18 protein-coding genes and 1 riboswitch are annotated in these 18,806 nt (G+C 42.9%); of the genes, 2 read left to right on the top strand and 16 right to left on the bottom strand.

The window, feature by feature from the left end; translation table 11 throughout:
- Nucleotides 1-323: 323 nt before the first annotated feature.
- The 6 genes from BP97_RS0132200 to BP97_RS0132175 all read right to left on the bottom strand — a co-directional run bounded on the left by BP97_RS0132200 (nucleotide 324) and on the right by BP97_RS0132175 (nucleotide 7,509).
- Complete coding sequence (locus tag BP97_RS0132200; protein ID WP_051621105.1) at nucleotides 324-1,895, bottom strand: ankyrin repeat domain-containing protein; 1,572 nt, start codon at nucleotides 1,893-1,895, stop codon at nucleotides 324-326.
- Nucleotides 1,896-1,978: 83 nt separating this feature from the next.
- A complete protein-coding gene (locus BP97_RS0132195; RefSeq protein ID WP_028552754.1) occupies nucleotides 1,979-3,742 on the bottom strand; it encodes a methyl-accepting chemotaxis protein in 1,764 nt (587 codons plus the stop codon).
- Nucleotides 3,743-3,954: 212 nt separating this feature from the next.
- On the bottom strand, nucleotides 3,955-4,131 hold the full coding sequence (locus BP97_RS40855) for a hypothetical protein (RefSeq protein WP_197035579.1): 177 nt from the start codon (nucleotides 4,129-4,131) through the stop codon (nucleotides 3,955-3,957).
- Between the two features lie 131 nt (nucleotides 4,132-4,262).
- The gene (locus tag BP97_RS0132185; protein ID WP_028552753.1) at nucleotides 4,263-4,754 is read right to left on the bottom strand and encodes a hypothetical protein; all 492 of its coding nucleotides are present in this window, start codon (nucleotides 4,752-4,754) and stop codon (nucleotides 4,263-4,265) included.
- 152 nt (nucleotides 4,755-4,906) lie between these two features.
- Entirely contained in the window at nucleotides 4,907-6,364 is a 1,458-nt protein-coding gene (gene katA / locus BP97_RS0132180) for a catalase KatA (RefSeq protein WP_028552752.1), read from the bottom strand.
- Nucleotides 6,365-6,558: 194 nt separating this feature from the next.
- Complete coding sequence (locus BP97_RS0132175; RefSeq protein ID WP_028552751.1) at nucleotides 6,559-7,509, bottom strand: D-2-hydroxyacid dehydrogenase; 951 nt, start codon at nucleotides 7,507-7,509, stop codon at nucleotides 6,559-6,561.
- A 258-nt stretch (nucleotides 7,510-7,767) separates the two neighbouring features.
- Here BP97_RS0132175 and BP97_RS0132170 point away from each other — a divergent pair, with 258 nt between their 5' ends.
- Both BP97_RS0132170 and BP97_RS0132165 read left to right on the top strand, forming a co-directional pair.
- A complete protein-coding gene (locus BP97_RS0132170; RefSeq protein ID WP_028552750.1) occupies nucleotides 7,768-8,055 on the top strand; it encodes a hypothetical protein in 288 nt (95 codons plus the stop codon).
- Between the two features lie 206 nt (nucleotides 8,056-8,261).
- Complete coding sequence (locus BP97_RS0132165) at nucleotides 8,262-9,011, top strand: DUF3153 domain-containing protein (RefSeq protein WP_028552749.1); 750 nt, start codon at nucleotides 8,262-8,264, stop codon at nucleotides 9,009-9,011.
- A 92-nt stretch (nucleotides 9,012-9,103) separates the two neighbouring features.
- Here BP97_RS0132165 and BP97_RS0132160 read toward each other — a convergent pair whose 3' ends face one another.
- The 10 genes from BP97_RS0132160 to BP97_RS0132110 all read right to left on the bottom strand — a co-directional run bounded on the left by BP97_RS0132160 (nucleotide 9,104) and on the right by BP97_RS0132110 (nucleotide 18,796).
- Nucleotides 9,104-9,586, bottom strand: coding sequence for a DsrE/DsrF/DrsH-like family protein (locus tag BP97_RS0132160; protein ID WP_028552748.1), 483 nt, complete (start codon nucleotides 9,584-9,586; stop codon nucleotides 9,104-9,106).
- Between the two features lie 21 nt (nucleotides 9,587-9,607).
- Complete coding sequence (locus BP97_RS38230; RefSeq protein WP_051621103.1) at nucleotides 9,608-9,988, bottom strand: rhodanese-like domain-containing protein; 381 nt, start codon at nucleotides 9,986-9,988, stop codon at nucleotides 9,608-9,610.
- 121 nt (nucleotides 9,989-10,109) lie between these two features.
- The gene (locus tag BP97_RS0132150; protein WP_028552747.1) at nucleotides 10,110-10,334 is read right to left on the bottom strand and encodes a sulfurtransferase TusA family protein; all 225 of its coding nucleotides are present in this window, start codon (nucleotides 10,332-10,334) and stop codon (nucleotides 10,110-10,112) included.
- A gap of 17 nt (nucleotides 10,335-10,351) precedes the next feature.
- The gene (locus BP97_RS0132145; RefSeq protein WP_028552746.1) at nucleotides 10,352-10,663 is read right to left on the bottom strand and encodes a rhodanese-like domain-containing protein; all 312 of its coding nucleotides are present in this window, start codon (nucleotides 10,661-10,663) and stop codon (nucleotides 10,352-10,354) included.
- A 232-nt stretch (nucleotides 10,664-10,895) separates the two neighbouring features.
- Complete coding sequence (locus BP97_RS40850; RefSeq protein ID WP_197035578.1) at nucleotides 10,896-11,063, bottom strand: hypothetical protein; 168 nt, start codon at nucleotides 11,061-11,063, stop codon at nucleotides 10,896-10,898.
- A 106-nt stretch (nucleotides 11,064-11,169) separates the two neighbouring features.
- Nucleotides 11,170-11,319: riboswitch (cyclic di-AMP (ydaO/yuaA leader) on the bottom strand.
- A gap of 247 nt (nucleotides 11,320-11,566) precedes the next feature.
- The gene (gene uvrA, locus BP97_RS0132135; RefSeq protein WP_028552745.1) at nucleotides 11,567-14,461 is read right to left on the bottom strand and encodes an excinuclease ABC subunit UvrA; all 2,895 of its coding nucleotides are present in this window, start codon (nucleotides 14,459-14,461) and stop codon (nucleotides 11,567-11,569) included.
- 6 nt (nucleotides 14,462-14,467) lie between these two features.
- Nucleotides 14,468-15,424, bottom strand: a complete 957-nt coding sequence (locus tag BP97_RS0132130) for a hypothetical protein (protein WP_028552744.1) — start codon at nucleotides 15,422-15,424, stop codon at nucleotides 14,468-14,470.
- 183 nt (nucleotides 15,425-15,607) lie between these two features.
- Nucleotides 15,608-16,528, bottom strand: a complete 921-nt coding sequence (locus tag BP97_RS0132125) for a Rossmann-fold NAD(P)-binding domain-containing protein (protein ID WP_028552743.1) — start codon at nucleotides 16,526-16,528, stop codon at nucleotides 15,608-15,610.
- 138 nt (nucleotides 16,529-16,666) lie between these two features.
- Nucleotides 16,667-17,626: a sialidase family protein gene (locus tag BP97_RS0132120; RefSeq protein ID WP_028552742.1), complete on the bottom strand. Its 960-nt coding sequence runs from the start codon at nucleotides 17,624-17,626 to the stop codon at nucleotides 16,667-16,669.
- A 399-nt stretch (nucleotides 17,627-18,025) separates the two neighbouring features.
- Nucleotides 18,026-18,796 carry an AAC(3) family N-acetyltransferase gene (locus tag BP97_RS0132110; protein WP_028552740.1) on the bottom strand — a complete coding sequence of 257 codons (771 nt, stop codon included), beginning with the start codon at nucleotides 18,794-18,796 and terminating at the stop codon, nucleotides 18,026-18,028.
- Nucleotides 18,797-18,806: the final 10 nt, after the last annotated feature.

Genomic DNA, 18,806 nt, shown 5'->3' with positions numbered 1-18,806 from the left:
CCGGTCGATGCCACCGGCGTTTTGGGTGGTTCTTGACCGCATCCTACCAAGGCTGTCGCCATAAATAAGGACACCATCAAAGCAGATTTGTTAAGCGTTTTTCCCTTTTCATTACTTTCATTGGTTTGTTGTTTCTGTAACAACGAATTCACCTCATTTTGAACGTCTGACGCTGTCGTCGAACTTCTTTCAGTGCTTCAAATACTTGTAAATGTAACTTTCAAAAATGAAAATTACTATTATTTTACTATAAATATACAAATTAGTCTCGATTAGTCGCAAAATGACACATTTTCGACTTGCATGCGCATTTACGCAAACCATTACAAAGAGGCTAACAAGGTTTGTATTTCAGTATGTCCCCTGCTTGTTGCCCAAGCAAACGGAGTTGCCCAAGACACCTCCTCTGGAAGCCTTGGGTTTGCCCCCTTCTCCAGTAGAAACCGTACCATTTCCATTTGACCGTATTTTGCTGCCCAGCCCAGCGGAGTCGATTGATATTCTTTATCCACTACATCTAATCGTGCACCATTATCAATAAGCAATTGAGCATATGTGATATTCCCCATCCATGCTGCCTTATGCAAATAGGTAATCCCTTGCCAGTTTGCGTTGTTAGGATCCGCTCCAGCTTCTAACAATAATCGAACCATCTCGGGTCCAGTGTCAACAGCGTAACCAACAAAGTTATTGGTATCCCAGGGAGCATTAAGATCCGCTCCGCTGCGGATAAGCATTTTAACGATATCGGTATGGCCATAACCTGCCGCCATGCATAACGGACCGTAGTCTCCGCCGGAATTCACGAGAGCAGGACTGGCTTTAATAAGTTCGGCTACAATATCAATTCTCCCTAAGCAGCAAGCTGAGTCGAGGTTACCTGCGGCCCCATAGGAGTACAGCAATTTTACCAATGTGTCATGGCCTTCGTGCATTGCAATAAATAAAGAGTTCCCCCCTGCTTCCACTCCTGCGTTGGGATCCGCTCCATGCTCCAGCAATAATTTGGCACATTCCTCATGGTTGCCCTTTACAGCTGACCACAGTGCGCTTCCCTTCTCTGCGCCACTTTCACTTGCATTTGGCTCTGCTCCATGCTGGAGCAAAAACTTAAGTAAATTGATGTGGCCATATGCAGCCGCGTAGCTTATGGGTCTTTTTCCAATACTATTTGGCTTGTTGACGAGAGACGGGTCATCTTCGATGAGAATAGCTGCATGCTCTGTATCCCCAACGACAGAAGCTATCCAAATATCATACGGCGCTCCGCGAGCTACTAAATATCCAGCAAGAAACCATTGGTTACGCAGTGCCTCGACATTCAAATCACGACGGGCACGATACCAGTAATCTCCGTCTACGGCAAGCTGAATCGGAGTTGCTCCATCGGCACGTTTCACTTGCAGATCAGCCCCGCGGCGCAGCAACTCGTCAATAAGCCACAATTGCCGGGTCAGGACAGCCCAATGCATCGGAGTATTTCCCCGTTCGTCCCCATAATGAATCGATTCCGGGTAAGAGTCCAGTTCACGAAGAATGTCTTCTTTCTGCCTGCTTCTGATAATACCGGCGATCCAGCTTCCTTCAGGTTTGCTTTGATAATGATTCCTCAAATGTTGATCTAACAGCTCAGCAATTTCGTCAAAACCCCTGTCCTTGGCTTTTGTCAAAGGGGAGTCCTGCCATTCCAAATTCTTCTCTGCTGCATTCGCTCCATGTTCGAGCAGCAGTTGAACCGAAGATAAATGTCCTGATCTAACGGCAAAATGTAATGGAGTAAAATAACCTCGGGAGCAATTAACGAGCTCAGGGTCCTGCAGCAATAGATTCTTCATTGCTGCAGTATCTCCCTCGATTGCAAACGTTATCATTTTTTGAACAGCATCGATGACCATAATCCTCCATCCTCTCATACGGTTCTCAAAAAGATAGCGAGGGACACTTTCCCTCGCTTTTGTTCCATTATAGCATGGATTTGCTATACTTTGATTTGTTTGATAGCTTCTCGCATATCCTGTGTAATTTCATTCAAAGCAATTGCGGAGTCAGCCATTTGCTTAACAACGTCCAGTTGAATATCTGTTAATTCACGTATTTGTCGAGTTTGGTCCGAGGATGCTTTGGCAATATCCGCTATTCCGATGACGGATGCAGCAACTTCCTCCGAGCCTGCCGATATTTGCTCGGTTGCAGCCGAAATATCATGAATCTGATCGGCTACAAAGCGGAATTTCTCTACTATCAGCGTTAAATATTCTTCAGCCTTCTCTGATAATACCGTACCTGTCTGTACTTCTTCCGAACCTTTGTTCATAGCTTCACTGATGCGCTGCGACTCGTTTTGCACATTATGCAGCAGCTCTCCGATCCGTAGTGCAGAGCCTGAGGCATTCTCAGCAAGCTTTCGTATTTCACCTGCCACAACCGCAAAACCCGCTCCGTGCTCACCGGCTCTAGCAGCCTCAATAGAAGCATTGAGCGCCAGAAGCTTCGTTTGATTTGCTATTTCCGCAATTCCGCTCAATGCACTCTCAATCTCTTGCGAATACCCCTGAAGGACACCGACCCTTTGAACTGCCTCTCCAGCCGCGGAGGAAATCGTGTGGATTTGCAAATTCATTTGGTGAATAGCCAACTTGCCCGATTCAGCATTCTCCAGTGCTTTTTGGGATGCATCCGCAGCTGTTAGTGAGGCTTCCGAGATTCGTTGAATCGCCGTCGTAATTTCTTCCATGGAACGGCTGCTCTCATCCGAACTCATGCTCTGTGCTTGAGCTCCTTCAGCTACTTGCCCGACCGCCCGGTTAGCTTTCGTATTGATTTCAAGCACGTGCTGAGCATCCGAAGCGAATTGATCAGAGGAATTGACAAGCTGCTCTGATGTTTGCGCTACATTGGAGACGATGCGCCCAATGATCGTATTCAAGCTAACGGACATTTTTACCATTGTTTGGTATACTGCTCCGATCTCATCTGAAGACCTGACGGGATGAGCCATTAGTAAGCGGTTCGCATCAGCCAATTCACCAACGGCAATTTGTTCTGACGCCCCCGCAATCCACTTGAGCGGCCTGAACGAACGGATAAGAACCCATGTAATACAAACCAGGCTTAAAATTGTTATAACCGCCATCATTAAATAAAAAGGAATACTCTGACGAATCATATCTCCGGCAATCGAGTCGGTTACGGCTGCATCCGTATCAATACCTAAAACTCCGATCATCGTGCCATCCGCTCTTCTAATAGGTGCATAAGAGGATATGTACTTGCCGTATTGAGGATTATCTATGATGGGTGAGCTAGCCGTCCCTCCTGTTAACAGAGCTTGGACCGCGTCTTCTGGAATATCCGTTACCTCATTAATAGGGGAAGCCGATTCCGATCCTTTAGGTTGACCGTCGATGACGATAAGAGGCCTTTGGCTTTCATCAATTCTGACAATATAAACATACAATGCGCCGATTTGCTCACGGAACAGATTGAGCTCTTGACGAATGCTCCAATACTTGTCATTTTCCTGCGGATTTTTCAGGAACGGTTCTAATTGGGCCGTATCCAGTTTTTTGGAATAGCTATCAGCCATTCGGATTCCATAGCTTGTAATTACTCCCTTAGCTGCTGTCTTAACATTGCTGACTTGCAAAAAGACATACCCGGCGGATAACAAAACAATAACAACCATCACAACAGCAGAAATCCGCAACGCCAGGCGATTTTGAATCCATTTGAAACCTTTCATATTTATCGAACCCCTTTAACAATATGACACTACACTTCACTTCGACATACATATTCTCTTTTCGACATTTATTTCCTTTTCCCTTCTCAACTGAGCATTTTTTCCTATAAAAATAAAAAAGCGCTCTGTTAAGCTACAGATGCGCTTTTTTGCGATATTTTTAAAGCTAGCTGCATTTATAATAACGAATGATACCAGTTCTTTTGAACTACCTACGGTTTCATTTTCTTCATAATAAATTCGGCAATACCTGTCAGCATGATCGTTATGGATAGTACTCCAAGCGCATAGGGAACCACCAGAGGAACGACTCTGTAATCGCTAATTTTGATCCAGTGTAAAAATAGCGGGTACAGTAACAGCAGTGCAAAGAACATAATCATCTTCATTCTTTCAGATCCCTTCATGCAGTTTCAAGACCCAGTTTACATGAGACCTTGGCTCATTTCAAACAAAAAACATCACTTGAGCTTACATGAAAGGTCTGAACCCCTCTGACACTACTCAACCAACACCATCATTATCTGAATTCGACTTCACACCGAGTACCAATTGGGATCATTTCGCTAATATAGTTAGTAATAAGCCCTCGTTCCATGTGATTCACTGGATGATCTGAAAGAAATTCAAATCGCAGCGTACCCGCAACAGAATCATAATCCGTAAAAGTCAGCCTGCCATAAGGAAAAACCTGGTTCATATAATCCATAATTTCATCCTGATCGAGAATTCTGCTCATTGCCTTTTTCTTGAGACCGTCCGGAAGCTCCTGCACTTGTGGTACTCGATCCGTTTGTACCATCTGGTAGGCCTTTACCTTGAAACAAACATAAGGATGCAAGTAATCAGATGCATATTGCTTCAAGCTGCGCACATCCTTATCCTGCAGTTGCAAATCCTCGTTCCAAGCATAAACCGTCACTTTATTTGGGCCCTCTGTATGAATCCTTACATAACGAATATGCGGAAACCGTTTCTTTATCATTTGCTCGGATAAGATACGAGTTCTCATAGTATTCACCTCTTTTATTAAACAATATTTGTGTTTCAGCATACTATGCTAACGCTTACAAGAACGGTGCGAAGTTCAGATCTATACTCCCTATTTTCATAAAAAGAAAGGCAGCGGTCCTCCACGATGTAAAGGGCAGCTGCCGCCTTCGATTAGTTTTCTTCCGTTACCCTTAGCCCCAGTCCCTCAGCAACACGTTGTCCATAATCCGGATCCGCTTTGTAAAAGTGTCCGATTTGTCTAAGCTTTATCTCATCACTCTCAACTGGACTCATAGCGCCAACAATAGTTTGAACCAGACGCGTACGTTCCTCTTCGCTTAACAAACGATACAAGTCTCCAGCTTGAGTAAAGTGATCATGATGATCGTAGGCTACACTATCCGCTTCACCGGACACTTCAAACGCCGCCGGCTTATTCTCCCTAGTCTCAGAAGGTCCTCCAAAGCTGTTGGGCTCGTAGTAAACGGAGCCTCCTCCGTTACTATCAAACCGCATTTGTCCGTCCCGCTGATAGTTGTTCACTTCATTGCGAGCTCGGTTAATTGGCAATGATTGATGGTTAGCTCCGACACGATAGCGATGTGCATCATGGTAAGCGAACAAGCGGCCTTGCAGCATTTTATCGGGCGAGACATCAATCCCTGGGACCAAGGTTCCTGGCGAGAACGTCGCCTGTTCAACTTCAGCGAAGTAATTTTCCGGATTTCGATCCAGTACCATGCGCCCTACTTCAATTAATGGATAGTCCTTTTGGGACCATACTTTGGTAACATCAAATGGGTCGAAACGATATGTATTTGCATCCTCCAGCGGCATGATCTGCACACAGAGCTTCCATGATGGGAATTCTCCCTTATCTATTGCGTTAAACAGATCCTCTGTATGGTAGTCCGGATTGTCTGCTGCAAGCTTGGCTGCAAGCTCAGGTGCTAAATTTTGCACACCCTGCTCTGTTTTAAAATGATATTTCACCCATACTCCCTCTCCTTGAGCATTCACCCATTTAAAAGTATGACTGCCGAAGCCGTGCATATGCCGGAATGTTGCGGGAATACCGCGATCCGACATCAGGATCGTCACTTGATGTAGGGATTCAGGGGATAACGACCAGAAATCCCATACTGCATTCGGGTTTTTTAAATGGGTTTGCGGATGCCTTTTTTGCGTATGGATAAAGTCAGGGAACTTAATGGCATCACGGATGAAAAACACAGGAGTGTTATTGCCTACCAGGTCATAGTTCCCTTCATCCGTATAAAATTTTACGGCAAAACCTCTTGGGTCCCGCACGGTATCCGAGGAACCATTTTCCCCCGCAACCGTAGAGAAACGGATGAATAACGGTGTTCTTTTTCCAACCTCCGCTAGAAAACTCGCTTTCGTATAGTTTGTCAAATCATTGGTCACTTCGAAATAACCATGCGCTCCTGCGCCTTTAGCATGAACGACCCTTTCTGGCACCCGTTCCCGGTTGAAATGCGCCAGTTTTTCTAGTAAATGTACATCTTGAATGAGAGTCGGCCCCCGTGAGCCTGCCGTAATGGAGTTCTGGTTGTCCCCTACGGGAGCGCCCCAGCTCGTAGTAAGCTTGTTCTTGTTCTGACTCATCCTTTATCACCTCATAAAAGTATTTGAAGTAGTCCCCTTAAGCAGTCCCTAGAATGTCGTTTGAGGAGTTGTCTACTTTCTATGCTTGATCTATATGTATTCATTTTGATTGCAGTTCATTCTTACTCTGTATTAACCAAAAATCCCCCCGGTCACTTCATAAGTGATCCAGGGGGATTCATTTTTTTTTACCACTAGTATCCTCTTTGCCGATTAACCGTCCCTATTAACTCGGCTCCTTGCTCGAATAACCGAAGATTGTCGACGAAAAAACGTCCTACCTCTTCGAAGTTACTTTGACCCGACAAATGTGGAGTAACATATACGTTTGGCAGCGACCATAAGGGATGGCTTGGATCGAGCGGTTCATTCTCAAATACATCTAAAACAGCTGCATGCAGCAGCCCTTCTTCCATGATGGCTACCAGGTCTTCCTCCGAAACAAGCTGACCTCGTCCAACATTCACAATACTTGCATTAGGCTTCATAACGCTCATAATCTCTTTATTAATAACATGATGCGTTGCAGGAGTTAATGGTAAGGTCAGAATCAAATAATCCAACTCACGAACGAAGGATTCCCAATTGGTTGCATCGTAATGTTGATCTACAAGATCCGCTTTGGTTCCGCTGAAGCTCAATCCATATACCGTCATATCAAAAGCACGAGCTTTTCTAACAATCTCCGAACCTATCGACCCCAGTCCTGCAACACCAATGACTTTTCCTTTTAATGTACCGACCTTAAATGGCTCCCAGCGGCTCTGAGCCTGTGCTTCCCGCATTCTAGGAAGTTCTTTTGTAATGTATAAAAGATAAGCAAACACATACTCCGAGATTAAACCTCCGAATTGATCCAGAATCCGCGTTATCTTTATATTGCTAGGAATGTTCGAATCCGTCACTAAGTCGTCGATACCTGCTCCTGTAGATTGAATCCATCGAACTTTTGCAGCTTCAGGACCCGTCAACAGGTCAGTAGGGAATCTCCAGCTTAAAATAACATCGGTTTCTTTCAAATACAGAAGTGCTTCCTCTCTGGTTGAAGCGGTTTGAATAGATGTATAGCCATGCTCTCGCAGAACGTTCGCGTATTTATCCGCCTCGCGATGATACACTAAAATGTTCGGTGCTGTCTTTCTCAACCCATTTTCCTCCTCTGTCCATCTTCTCAAGCCTCATGTGCAATGGGCGCCCTTCAAAGTCTATCATACGAGCCATTTATTATAAACCGGTTCCATCCGACTCTGCATAATTCTTTACTTGCACATACCTGAACAACAACCCAATTAACAAATTATTCTAAGGAATGCTTCAAAATCCAGTAACAGGGTAATTATTCCCAGGCGGATATATAAAAGCCCCTTACTAGTACATACAACCAATGATAAGGAGTGGTAACGATGAAATTGCTCAAAACCAGATTATCTGTTCTCGTAGTAGGAACTTCTTTAATGCTTCCCGCGGTGGTAGGTGCAGCACCGGTTGAGGACGCAGCTAACTCATCATCTACAGCTCCTGAAACAATGATTATTTCTTCTACAGTTCAAACCAATGTGAACGGCACTTATGTCCCCGGCATATATGTAACCACTAATGATTCCATGGTAGCATTTATACCAGGCGGAGTCGGTTTGGTAGTCGTTAATAAAGGAACAGCCCTACCTAATGGCGCTTATTACGTCGATTAAGTATCGCTTTCACGGAACCCTTTGGCAGCTTAATAAAGACTAAAAATCCCGTTTGGCATATAGGCCATGCGGGATTTTTGGTTTATTATGTAAAGGAGGTACTTCCCCCCTTAGGATTTTGGAACTACTTTTATCATAGACAGGATACCAATCGTTATATATAATGGTTAATGTTGTTAAATTCTATGTTAAAGTGGTGTATTTCAATGAGAAAGAAAATGTTAATGGCCCTTATGTTCATCCTCACGATGATCTTGCTAAACGGCTGTATCAAAGGAGATTTCCATGTTACATTAAACAAAGATTCATCGGCAGATCTTGACTATAAATTGGGTATGAGCTCTCAATTAATTGCTCTAATGAGTATGGATACCAAAAACAAGACCGATTTGATCGGGGAAATGAAAAAGAACTTTGAATCAGAAGGGTTCACTGTCACTCAATATAAAGATGGGGATTATCAGGGTGTTCAAGCAAAAAAACACGTTGCCGATGCTAAAGATATTAAAAACGTAGGTGTTATTCAAAAAGATTTTGCAAACGAAAATAAAATGAATATTTCAACCGATAAAGGGTTGCTTTTCAATACAAACCATTTGGTAGGTAACTTTGATCTTAGCACTATGCAAGCGGACCCATCCGATCCTACTGGCTTCCAAAAAATGATGGTAAGTCAGATTGATCTAAAGTTTACACTGACACTGCCGGACAAAGCGGAAATGCAAAATGCATCAAGGGTATTAGATGACGGTAAAACCTATCAGTGGGACTTGTTCGCAGGTAAAAACAATGATATTAAAGTCGATATTAAAACACTCAACATTTTGAACTTGTCGTTGATGGTCGGATTCGTAATCCTAATACTTATCGTTATAATAGTGATTTGGATTTCAAAAAGTAAGAAACAACGTGCCCTCAATGAACCACAGGCAATCGAAATGCCGACCGATATGTAACAACGCGAAAAACATTAGCTGTTCAGGGCTAATGTTTTTTGGTCTTTTCTAGCATTTACTTGTGTACTTCAATTCATGCACCGTTTCAAAACTTAAATAAACAGATTTACCTTTGCTTCTGCAGCATCCCCTAAATAAGCGGCAACACCTGCATATTCAATGTCATCCATCAGCTCTTCCTTTTGCAGCCCTAACAAGTCCATTGTCATAGTACAAGCAACTAATTTAACGCCTTGCTCCTGGGCCAATTCAATTAATTGTGGAAGGGTTAACGCATTATGCTTTTTCATCACATGCTTGATCATTTGAGGACCCATGCCTCCAAAATTCATTCTGGATAGTCCCAGCTTGTCGGCACCTCGAGGCATCATCTTCGCAAACATCCCTTCGAGAAAACCTTTTTTCACTTTTAACGGCTCATCTTTACGAAGTGCGTTCAATCCCCAGAAAGTGAAGAATATCGTCACATCATGATCATAAGCGGCCGCCCCATTTGCAATGATGAAAGCAGCGATCGCTTTATCAAGATCCCCGCTGAACAGTACAATCGTAGTCTTCTCTTTATTTTCTCCCATAATGACGTCCTCTCTAACTTCTTAAATTCCTATCGGCTGTTTCGAACAGTAAGAAGGCTTTCCTTCGTTTAAAGCGCTCAAATGAGAAAATCCGGACTTTTTCAAAATTCTTGCTGCTTTCTTACTGCGGTATTTCGAGTCGGAAACTAAAATAATCTGCGCTTCCTTCTTCAGCTCTTTCTTCTTTACGTAAGGGAGCCGTCCTAATGAAATATGGACAGCACCTTCCAGATGACCTGCATAGTAATCAACAGAGTCTCTGGTATCCAGCAGAATGACTGGATCTTCCGAGTTCTTCATAAACTCACATAATGTATGGCTATCCATATATTTCAAACCTTTTACAGGTCTAAACCACATATAATAAATAAACAATAAAACAATAAGCACCAACCATTTCATCACTGATGACCTCCTTCAATATACCCCCAGTAGTATTATTGAATAATAGTATACCTTTGTAGGGTATAGGTTCAATGAATGATGTCTGGAAAAAAAGCTACCAGCTAAAATTGATTAACCTTCACCCTTTCTTCACTAGAAAAACAAATACTCCATTCTCTTCCTTCGCTTCAATCAGCTCATGCTTGGACAACCTAACCCATGCCTGAAAATCCTGCATTGACCCTTTGTCGGTCGTATGGAGTTCCATAATTTGACCAGACTCCAGAGAATCGATACCTTTTTTAGCTTTAACAATAGGCATAGGACATGCTAAGCCTTTCGCATCAATAACCAAGTTTGCCATTTTAATTCCTCCTTTTTTTATTTGCCGTATTCAACTTTCCCTGTCCAATCCGACATTCCGCCTTTCATATTAACCACGTTATATCCAAATGAAGATAAGTATTCGCAAGCCATCCGGCTTCTATTGCCACTGCGGCAGACAACAACCGTTTCTTGGCTTGATTTCAGTTCATTTAGTGCTCTGGCTATTTGCCCAAGCGGAATATGTGTTGCCCCTGGTATATGACCTGATTCCCATTCATCAGATTCACGTACATCCAGAACAAATACTGGCTCATTGTTTTGGATTTTAATCATTACTTCCTGCGGAAGTTGTTCTTTAAAAATCACTTATGACCCTCCTCGATTACCCTATAGGGTATGTTGATAATCAAAAAAAATGGACAATCCAAATGCATTTTAACAACTTGATTTACACATACCCGTATAGGTATGAAATAACTATACTTAATCTTTTTTATCACGTCAACACTATTTGTGAAAAACAAAACGACCGCTTCGGATTATACCGAGATACGGCCGTTTTTTGTATTACAGTTCTATAATAAGTTCTGCATGCTTATCAATCTGGAACAACAAAATAATTTTTGCCATAGAGATTGATGACATCTTCATTTTTAATTTTCTTTCCGTTACGGTGTGCAAGAAATTGAATGAATTCGATGGCTGCCCTCTGATCTCGTTCCGTCAAACCGTCTAACAAGTGAAACAATTTTTCTTTGCTGTCCATAACCAAATCCTCCTCTCAAATGTACGGTGCTGAGACGGAAAGACTTTTTTGCTTTTTGGTAGCACGAAAAACACAAGGCTAGACCTTGTGCTTTTATAAGCAAATCTATCCTTCCCACGGTCGCCTACGAGGTTAGCTGTCGGATTCGGGCGGTGAGAATACGCCCTACACAATGCAGCTCCCAGCTACATCATGATTCACCCCATGTTACTTGGTTCCCCCGTTTTTCTCAAAGAAAACTCAGCGCTATAAACATATTGAATTGTATCTTATATTATACCTTTTTTTGATGAATTTTGTAAAGTCTAATTTTGACTGTTGGTTAAAAAATATGCATTACAAGGGTCGAATTCAAAACCACGAACCTTAGCGAAAACTAGCGTATCTCTTAGGGATCCATCTGTTCCACGATCATCACAATGAAAGGTACCCTGCAGAGTAAAACCTGCCCTTTCGGCTACTACCGGGTTCGATAATGGCAGATCCCATTATTTGTCATTTGACTACCAATAGCAATTTTCGGCAACAAGTACTTCACTTAGAAATTTGCCTGTTAAAGATTCTTGTACTTTAGCCACTTCTTCGGGTGTTCCGCTAGCAACAACTGCTCCCCCATTTTTTCCGCCATCCGGTCCCATATCGATAATATGATCTGCTACTTTAATCATATCTAGATGATGCTCAATAACGACAACGGTATGTCCAGCATCAACCAACTGTTGAATGCAGTCGATCAATTTTTGAATATCCTGCAAATGCAAACCTGTTGTAGGTTCGTCCAAAATATACAAGTTGTGTGCACCGCGTTTTATTTTACTTAACTCTGTTGCAAGCTTGATCCTCTGAGCCTCTCCACCTGATAGAGTTGTAGCCGATTGACCAACCCGCAAATAACCGAGTCCCAACTGATTCAATACGCTTAACTTGTGAAGGATATAAGGCTGCTCGGAGAAAAAGTCCACCGCCTCCTCAATGCTCATCTCCAGCACTTGAGCAATGTTATGGTCTTTGATCCGCACATCCAGCACTTCCTCATTGAATCTAGCTCCTTTACATACCGGACAAACCGATTCAACATCGGGCATAAATTGCAATGGAGTCGTGACAATCCCCTCACCTTGACAATGCTCGCATCGCCCGCCATTTTTCTGATTGAAGCTAAAATCGTTCTTGCTGAGCTCCTTGCCTGCTATCCTTGCAGCTTCAGCAAACAATTCCCGAATTCGGTCGAAAAAACCTACATAAGTCGCTGCATTAGAACGAGAACTACGTCCAATTGGAGATTGATCGATATTAATAATGCCTGTCAAATGCTCATGACCTTCCACCGAGTCGTGTTCACCAGGAACAATGCGTGCATCATGGAATACAGAGTAGAGCTGCTTGTACATAACCTCATTAATAAGCGTACTTTTCCCTGATCCGGAAACTCCCGTAATGCACACCATAAGTCCTAGCGGGATATCTACATTCACACTACGCAAGTTATTAGCTCTTGCTCCTTTTATGGAAAGCGTTAGGCCTGACGCCTGACGTCGCTTGGAGGGTACTTCGATTTTTCTTGCCCCGGACAAGAACGAGCCTGTAATAGATTCCGAATGCATCCGCAGTTGCTCCGCCGTACCTTGTGCAATAATGCAGCCGCCATGAGTACCTGGACCGGGTCCGACCTCGATAATATGGTCAGCACTGCAAATCGTATCGATGTCATGCTCAACTACAATAATCGTATTGCCCGTGTCGCGCAGTTTTTTCAATGTATCGACTATCCGTATACTATCTCTAGCATGCAGCCCGATACTCGGCTCATCCAGAACGTAGAGCATTCCCATAAGTCCAGAGCTTATTTGAGTAGATAGACGAATTCTTTGAGCTTCACCGCCTGAAATGGTATCCGAACGGCGACCCAAGCTTAAATAGTCAAGGCCTATATCAAGAAGCAGTGTAAGCCTGGATTGAATTTCACCTGTAATTTGTTTCCCAACCTGAGCCTTCTCCACCGGAAACGATAGTCCAGCTAAAAATTGCTGAAGATCCTTTAGCGAGTGACTGCATAGTTCATGAATATCTCCAGTACCCACCTTAACGCAAAACCGCTGCGGCTTCAATTTTCTTCCTTCGCAGTCAGGACATATATGTTCAACCATAACACGCTTATAAAACTCTTCTTCGGACGTATTGGTCGCTTTACGTTTTAAGTACATTTTATACCAGCGATTTACCATATTGACGAGTCCGCCGTAACCCATTAATTTGCCTGCATGGCGAGCTTGGGTCTTGGATGCGTCCTCAGGCGCAATGAAAGGAAACTTTTGTCCCTTGGTTCCATAAAACAAAATATTAATGATTGATTCAGGCAGCTCTTTCAGAGGAGTATCCAAGCTGAAACCGTAGTGCTTTGCCAGGCTGTACAGGATGGACCATCGCCATGTATTGCCGTTCGTTCCAAGCAGCTTAGAGTCCAGCGCTCCCTTAGCTATACTTTTTTCCTCATTTTTGATTAGAAATCGCGCTTCCGTCCTCATAAACGTTCCAATACCGCCACATGTTCTGCATGCACTATCAGGATCGTTAAAAGAAAAGTAAGATGGATGCAGCTCCCCCAAAGTAAGATGATGCTCCGGACAAGCAAACCCTCTGTAAAATACATCTCGATCGATTTTCTCCCTCTCGGGCTGCTCTATGATTTCGAATCGAATAAACCCTTCACCTACCAGCTTTAAGCTGTTTTCAATCGTTTTAGTCAATACCTTGAACGTATCCTTCTTAACTACAAATTTATCAATGATGACTTCCATTTGATATTCCAACTCATCATCGAGCTCGAGCATATCCCCCAAGCTAAAAGTAGCGCCATCGATTTTAACTGAACGAAATCCTTTGGTCCGTATTTCATCAAACAACGTTTCAAAGTCTTCACCATATATTTTGTAAATCGGTGCAAGCACCTCAACCTCCGTACCCTCCGGGAGAGATTGAATATGATCCATCATTTGATTCGGTGTGCGTATCGGGACGGGATGATCGCAGAACGGACAGCTTGCTTCCCCGACAGATGCAAAAAGTAATCTTAAAAAGTCATAAATATCTGTCATCGTTCCAACTGTTGATCTTGGATTAACGATTCCTTTTTTCTGCTCAATCGCGATGACTGGAGATAAGCCAAATACAAAATCGACGTCCGGCTTCTTCAATTGATTCATTCGGCTCTTGGCGAAGGTGGATAAGGACTCAAGAAAGCGCCGCTGCCCCTCTCCGTAGATGACCTCAAACGCAAGCGAGGATTTACCCGAACCACTCACGCCGGTAATTACCGTTAGCTTATCCCGCGGTATATTTACATCGATATTTTGCAAGTTGTTTTGCCTTGCGCCTCTGACTTCTATGAATTGCCTCAACTGATCTCACATCTCCCATCCTAAATCATCTGGATTCTCATATAAGTAAGCAGGCTCAGACAGCTCTATTCGGCTCTTCGGAGTCGCTTTTGTCTCACTCTCCATTTTCACAAGAAGCTCCTGCTCCACCAACCAGTCACAAGCCGTTGTAATGGAACCGTTATCAATTTGCACAATAACTCCAAGCTTATCAACAATATCCGTTACGGTACGAACGTCGCCTTCTTCCTTTAAATACGCAAGGATCGGTTGAAACAATCGGTCTCCCCGTTCACTCAAATACGTATTGATCTGCTGAAGGACGGTATGGACCATCTGCTCATTAACTTCATTATGCACCATTTGAACGTAAACCAAATCAAAAAAATCGGTGTTGAACGTCATGGCCTGTTGAACTGATTCCCGCATAGGGACTTCACCGTTCAGAACTACTTCAATCTGTGCAAGTATATCCACTAGCTTCATAATCCATAGTGCGCTGTATGTGGTGTCCTGCTTAACATATTGCCATTTCTCAGCCTTAGCCAGTATACCTAGCCCGTGACACCCTAGTCTCATTAGCTGCATCTGGCGATCACGCTCACCGACCGTCCGTATTTGATCAAAATATGGCGTGATGGAACTATCCTTGGTAAACAAAAGCGTACTTCGTATGAGCATAGAATGGCTGATAGAGCTTTGCAAAGAACGTTCAATCCAACGCTTAAAATCATTGCGAGTTTGAATGCTTGTATTAATCGGCACATCATTTTCAACAAAACACATGTAACTTTTATTCAGCTTTTGCTCGTGAACGATCAGTTTTAAATCTATATCGGACTTCTCCCAGACTTGATCGTAGGATAAGCTACCCATGAGTATTGCCGCTATAACTTGATCGTCTTGCTTGATTTTGTCAACAAAGGTTTGCAGTGCCTCTCTGAATACAATTGTCAATAGTTCTCTTTGCTTTGCAAGCTCCATAACCATCCTCCGAAAATATAGATTACTAGCTATATATTAGTTCCATATTTATCCACATTTTCCTCATTATACAGCACATATGTTCGACATGTAAATAGCCATTGCTAAACAAAAAAGACAGCTATGCCGCGACACGTGCAGCTTATCTATCTTTTCTCACATACGATATTCAACTGTACGATATCAGTATTTCGTTTGGAGTAAATAAAGCATTAATGCCTTTTGAATGTGCATCCTATTTTCCGCTTGTTGATAAATAACCGACTTCTCGGATTCTATGAGATCTTTTGCTATCTCAAAACCAGGATGAATGGGCATATCGTGCATGATATAAGGAGAATATTCTCCCAGATTGCTCTTGTTCAGTTGATATGGAAGCATGACTTGCATTCTTTTCTGTTTCTCCTCTTGATAATCAGGGTCATGAAAAAATTCCATGTCGATCCAGGTATCGGTATATACGTAGTCCGTTATTGAAAGAGCTTTGGCAAGATCCTCTTTCCATTCAATATACTTGCTTAGTCGAGCTTCTGTCATAAGCTCTTCTTCCCACGATGCTTCATTAATGACAGGCGTAACCACCTGAAGCTTGATTCCCAGCGTCATGCACCCAATAATTAAAGAGTTCGCAACATTATTGTGTATGCCCACATAGGTGAGTGTTACTCCATCAAAAGAGCCCGAGATTTCATATATGGTCATTAAATCGGCTAATGCTTGGCAAGGATGATACTTTTCACAGCAGCCGTTAATGATAGGTACTTGTGAGTAGGTCGCCAACTCGACGATATCTTCATGCTTTTTCAGTCGTGCCATGAGGAGATCACAATTTCTTGATGCATAGCGAACTTCATATTGAATCGGTGATAAAACAAAATTACTCGACTCCCAATCCATTACAACGGCGTATCCACCCATTTGATTAATCCCCGATTGGAAGGACAGATTGGTTCTCGTAGATGTTTTCTGAAATAGCATCAGCAAACCATTTCGTTTACAAGCTTCATAATAGCGTTCTGGATTTCGCTTTATGTCCACTCCCTTTTGAATTAAGGCTACAAGCTCATTCCTGTCCAGTTCTTTTAAAGATAGCAAATGCTTCAATTAAACCACCTCTTGAATGTATATTTATAATATTTATTGCATAATTATTCATTTTATAACTATACATCACAGCTGTCAATTCGTTAAAAAACAAAAAAAGAGCGTGTGTCTCACACCGCCCTTCAAGCTGTCATGCCACTATAGTTCAATATTCCAATATACAATCCGTTCCCGACGCCATGTATAGGTTAGATGAAGCGACTGATGATCCGTTACAATAGCAGGATACGAATATTCCCCGGGCTCATCCTCCAAGACTTTTAGCAGCTTCCAAGTTTGTCCCCCATCAATGGAATGTTGAATCACTAAAGGTGTTCGGGCCGCCCAGTTGCCTTCGATAGGATTCATAACCAAATATAGCGTTCCCTGTGACTTGACAAGGTCGATCCCGCTATTATTATTCGGAAGAGAGGTTGAATAGGCCTCCGACCATGTTAAACCGCGATCGTTAGAATCGCTTCGATATACGGCACCTTCAGTGCTTCGAAGCAGCATGTGAACGATTCCATCCTGGCCTTCCCATAAGGTAGGCTGAATAATCCCTTTCCCCTTAATACGGCTGCGATCCAAGGGAACCATGCTGCTTTTAATCCATGTCCGTCCTTGATCATCTGAAAAGTCGACGAATGCGTCCCATGCCGTTCGCGTCTCGATAGAAGCAGGAGCAATCCACCTTCCATCACTAAGTATAATCGGTTTGCTTCGAACTGGTCCTCGGCCTCCAATGTCACCAGGTATAAGCTCTACCGGTGTGCTCCAGGTGTAACCACCGTCATCCGAATGAATCACACGCGTGTACCAATCAGGAATTTCATGACCTACTTTATAGTATAAATAAATACGTCCACTGGCCGGATCTTGAAAAAGCACGGGATTCCAATGAGCCAATTCCTCTTCATCAGCCACCTTTATTGGAGCACACCACTCTCCAATGTCCTCCCGGCGTGAGAGCCAAATGGCCACATCCGGATTTTTCTCTTTGGTACCTCCAAACCAAGAAGCTAATACATTTCCATTGGGCAGTACGATTAGGGTTGATGCATGGCATTCCTTAAAAGGACGTGAATCCGTAAACACAAATTGTTTTATCGTCTTCATTTCAGCAAGATCACCTCTTGTTCTTTATTATAGAACATCGTTCACCGTATATCTTATATTGTATCTTACTCCTTTTACCTGTACAATCATTTTTCATTTTCCTTATGATTTCTTCCTATTTTTTTCTAACTATTTGAAGTGTGGTAAGAAATGACAATTGCAAGGAGATGGTGATACACAGAACTATAATGAGTCCTTGATCACCAACCGGATTCAACAATGCAGATATAACATACATACATAGTACAGTGATTAATACGATGAATAGAAAAAAACCGGCTAATCGAACTTTATTTTCGTTTGCCGCCCTCTGCCTTGACATCCTTATTCTCCTTTCAATTTAAGGTGCGGGAAGATTTGAAATCCAAATCGAGTCCCGCATTTAACCGGTTATTCAAATTAAAAATAAGTCCCCGTTAAAGGTTCATTGTCAGAAAATAAGTCCGGGTTCACCTTCAGCATATGAGATAGTATCTTATTCAACTTCACCGTATCGCAAATTCGAACCACAGCGTCACCAAAGGTTCCTAACTTCACCGCTCCCTGCTCCTTCAATACCTCTTCCACCTTCCAAAAGTGCAGAGACCAAGACAAACCGCAGTGTCTTCTGGAAGGAACGCGCAGCTCTGTCCCATCAACAAGTACAGTATATAATTCTTCGTGTCCATCCGTTAGCCTTCCAGGTATATCCACCCATTCTTCTATTCCATGAATGAAGGTATTTCTGCGTAAATCTACGCCCACTAGAATAATGGTCGCTTGTCGGTCCAGCAGCTTTCCCCAGGCAGATTCCCTGTGGCAGGGTGTATCCCATCGTTCATCCCCTTGTACTAAGGACTTCGCATCACTTCCATAAGCGGCAACGGAATGAGTGGGATGATAAGAGCGATGAACACCTTGGCGTTTGCGAAACAATTCCGGTAAAATACCTACACATGAAGGCGATGATTCCACGTAAAATTTCGGATTACTAGAGTTAATGTATGACCAAGTGTGTGTCGGCAGTACCAACAATCCCTCCTCCATGTAATTGGTAAGAGCATCCAGCACAGTGTCCGCACCGTTTTCAACATGCCCTATACTTTTCATAGATGAGTGCATAAGCAAGGTCCCTTTGGGATCAATGCCCATCCGTTTAAGATCGTTCGTTAGGCTGTCAATTGTATGCATTTCTTCAAGT

The organism is Paenibacillus sp. UNC451MF, from assembly GCF_000686845.1.
Classification (GTDB): Bacteria; Bacillota; Bacilli; order Paenibacillales; family NBRC-103111; genus Paenibacillus_S.
Note: the sequence above shows the minus strand (reverse complement) of the source record. Positions and strands in the feature narration are given on the sequence as shown.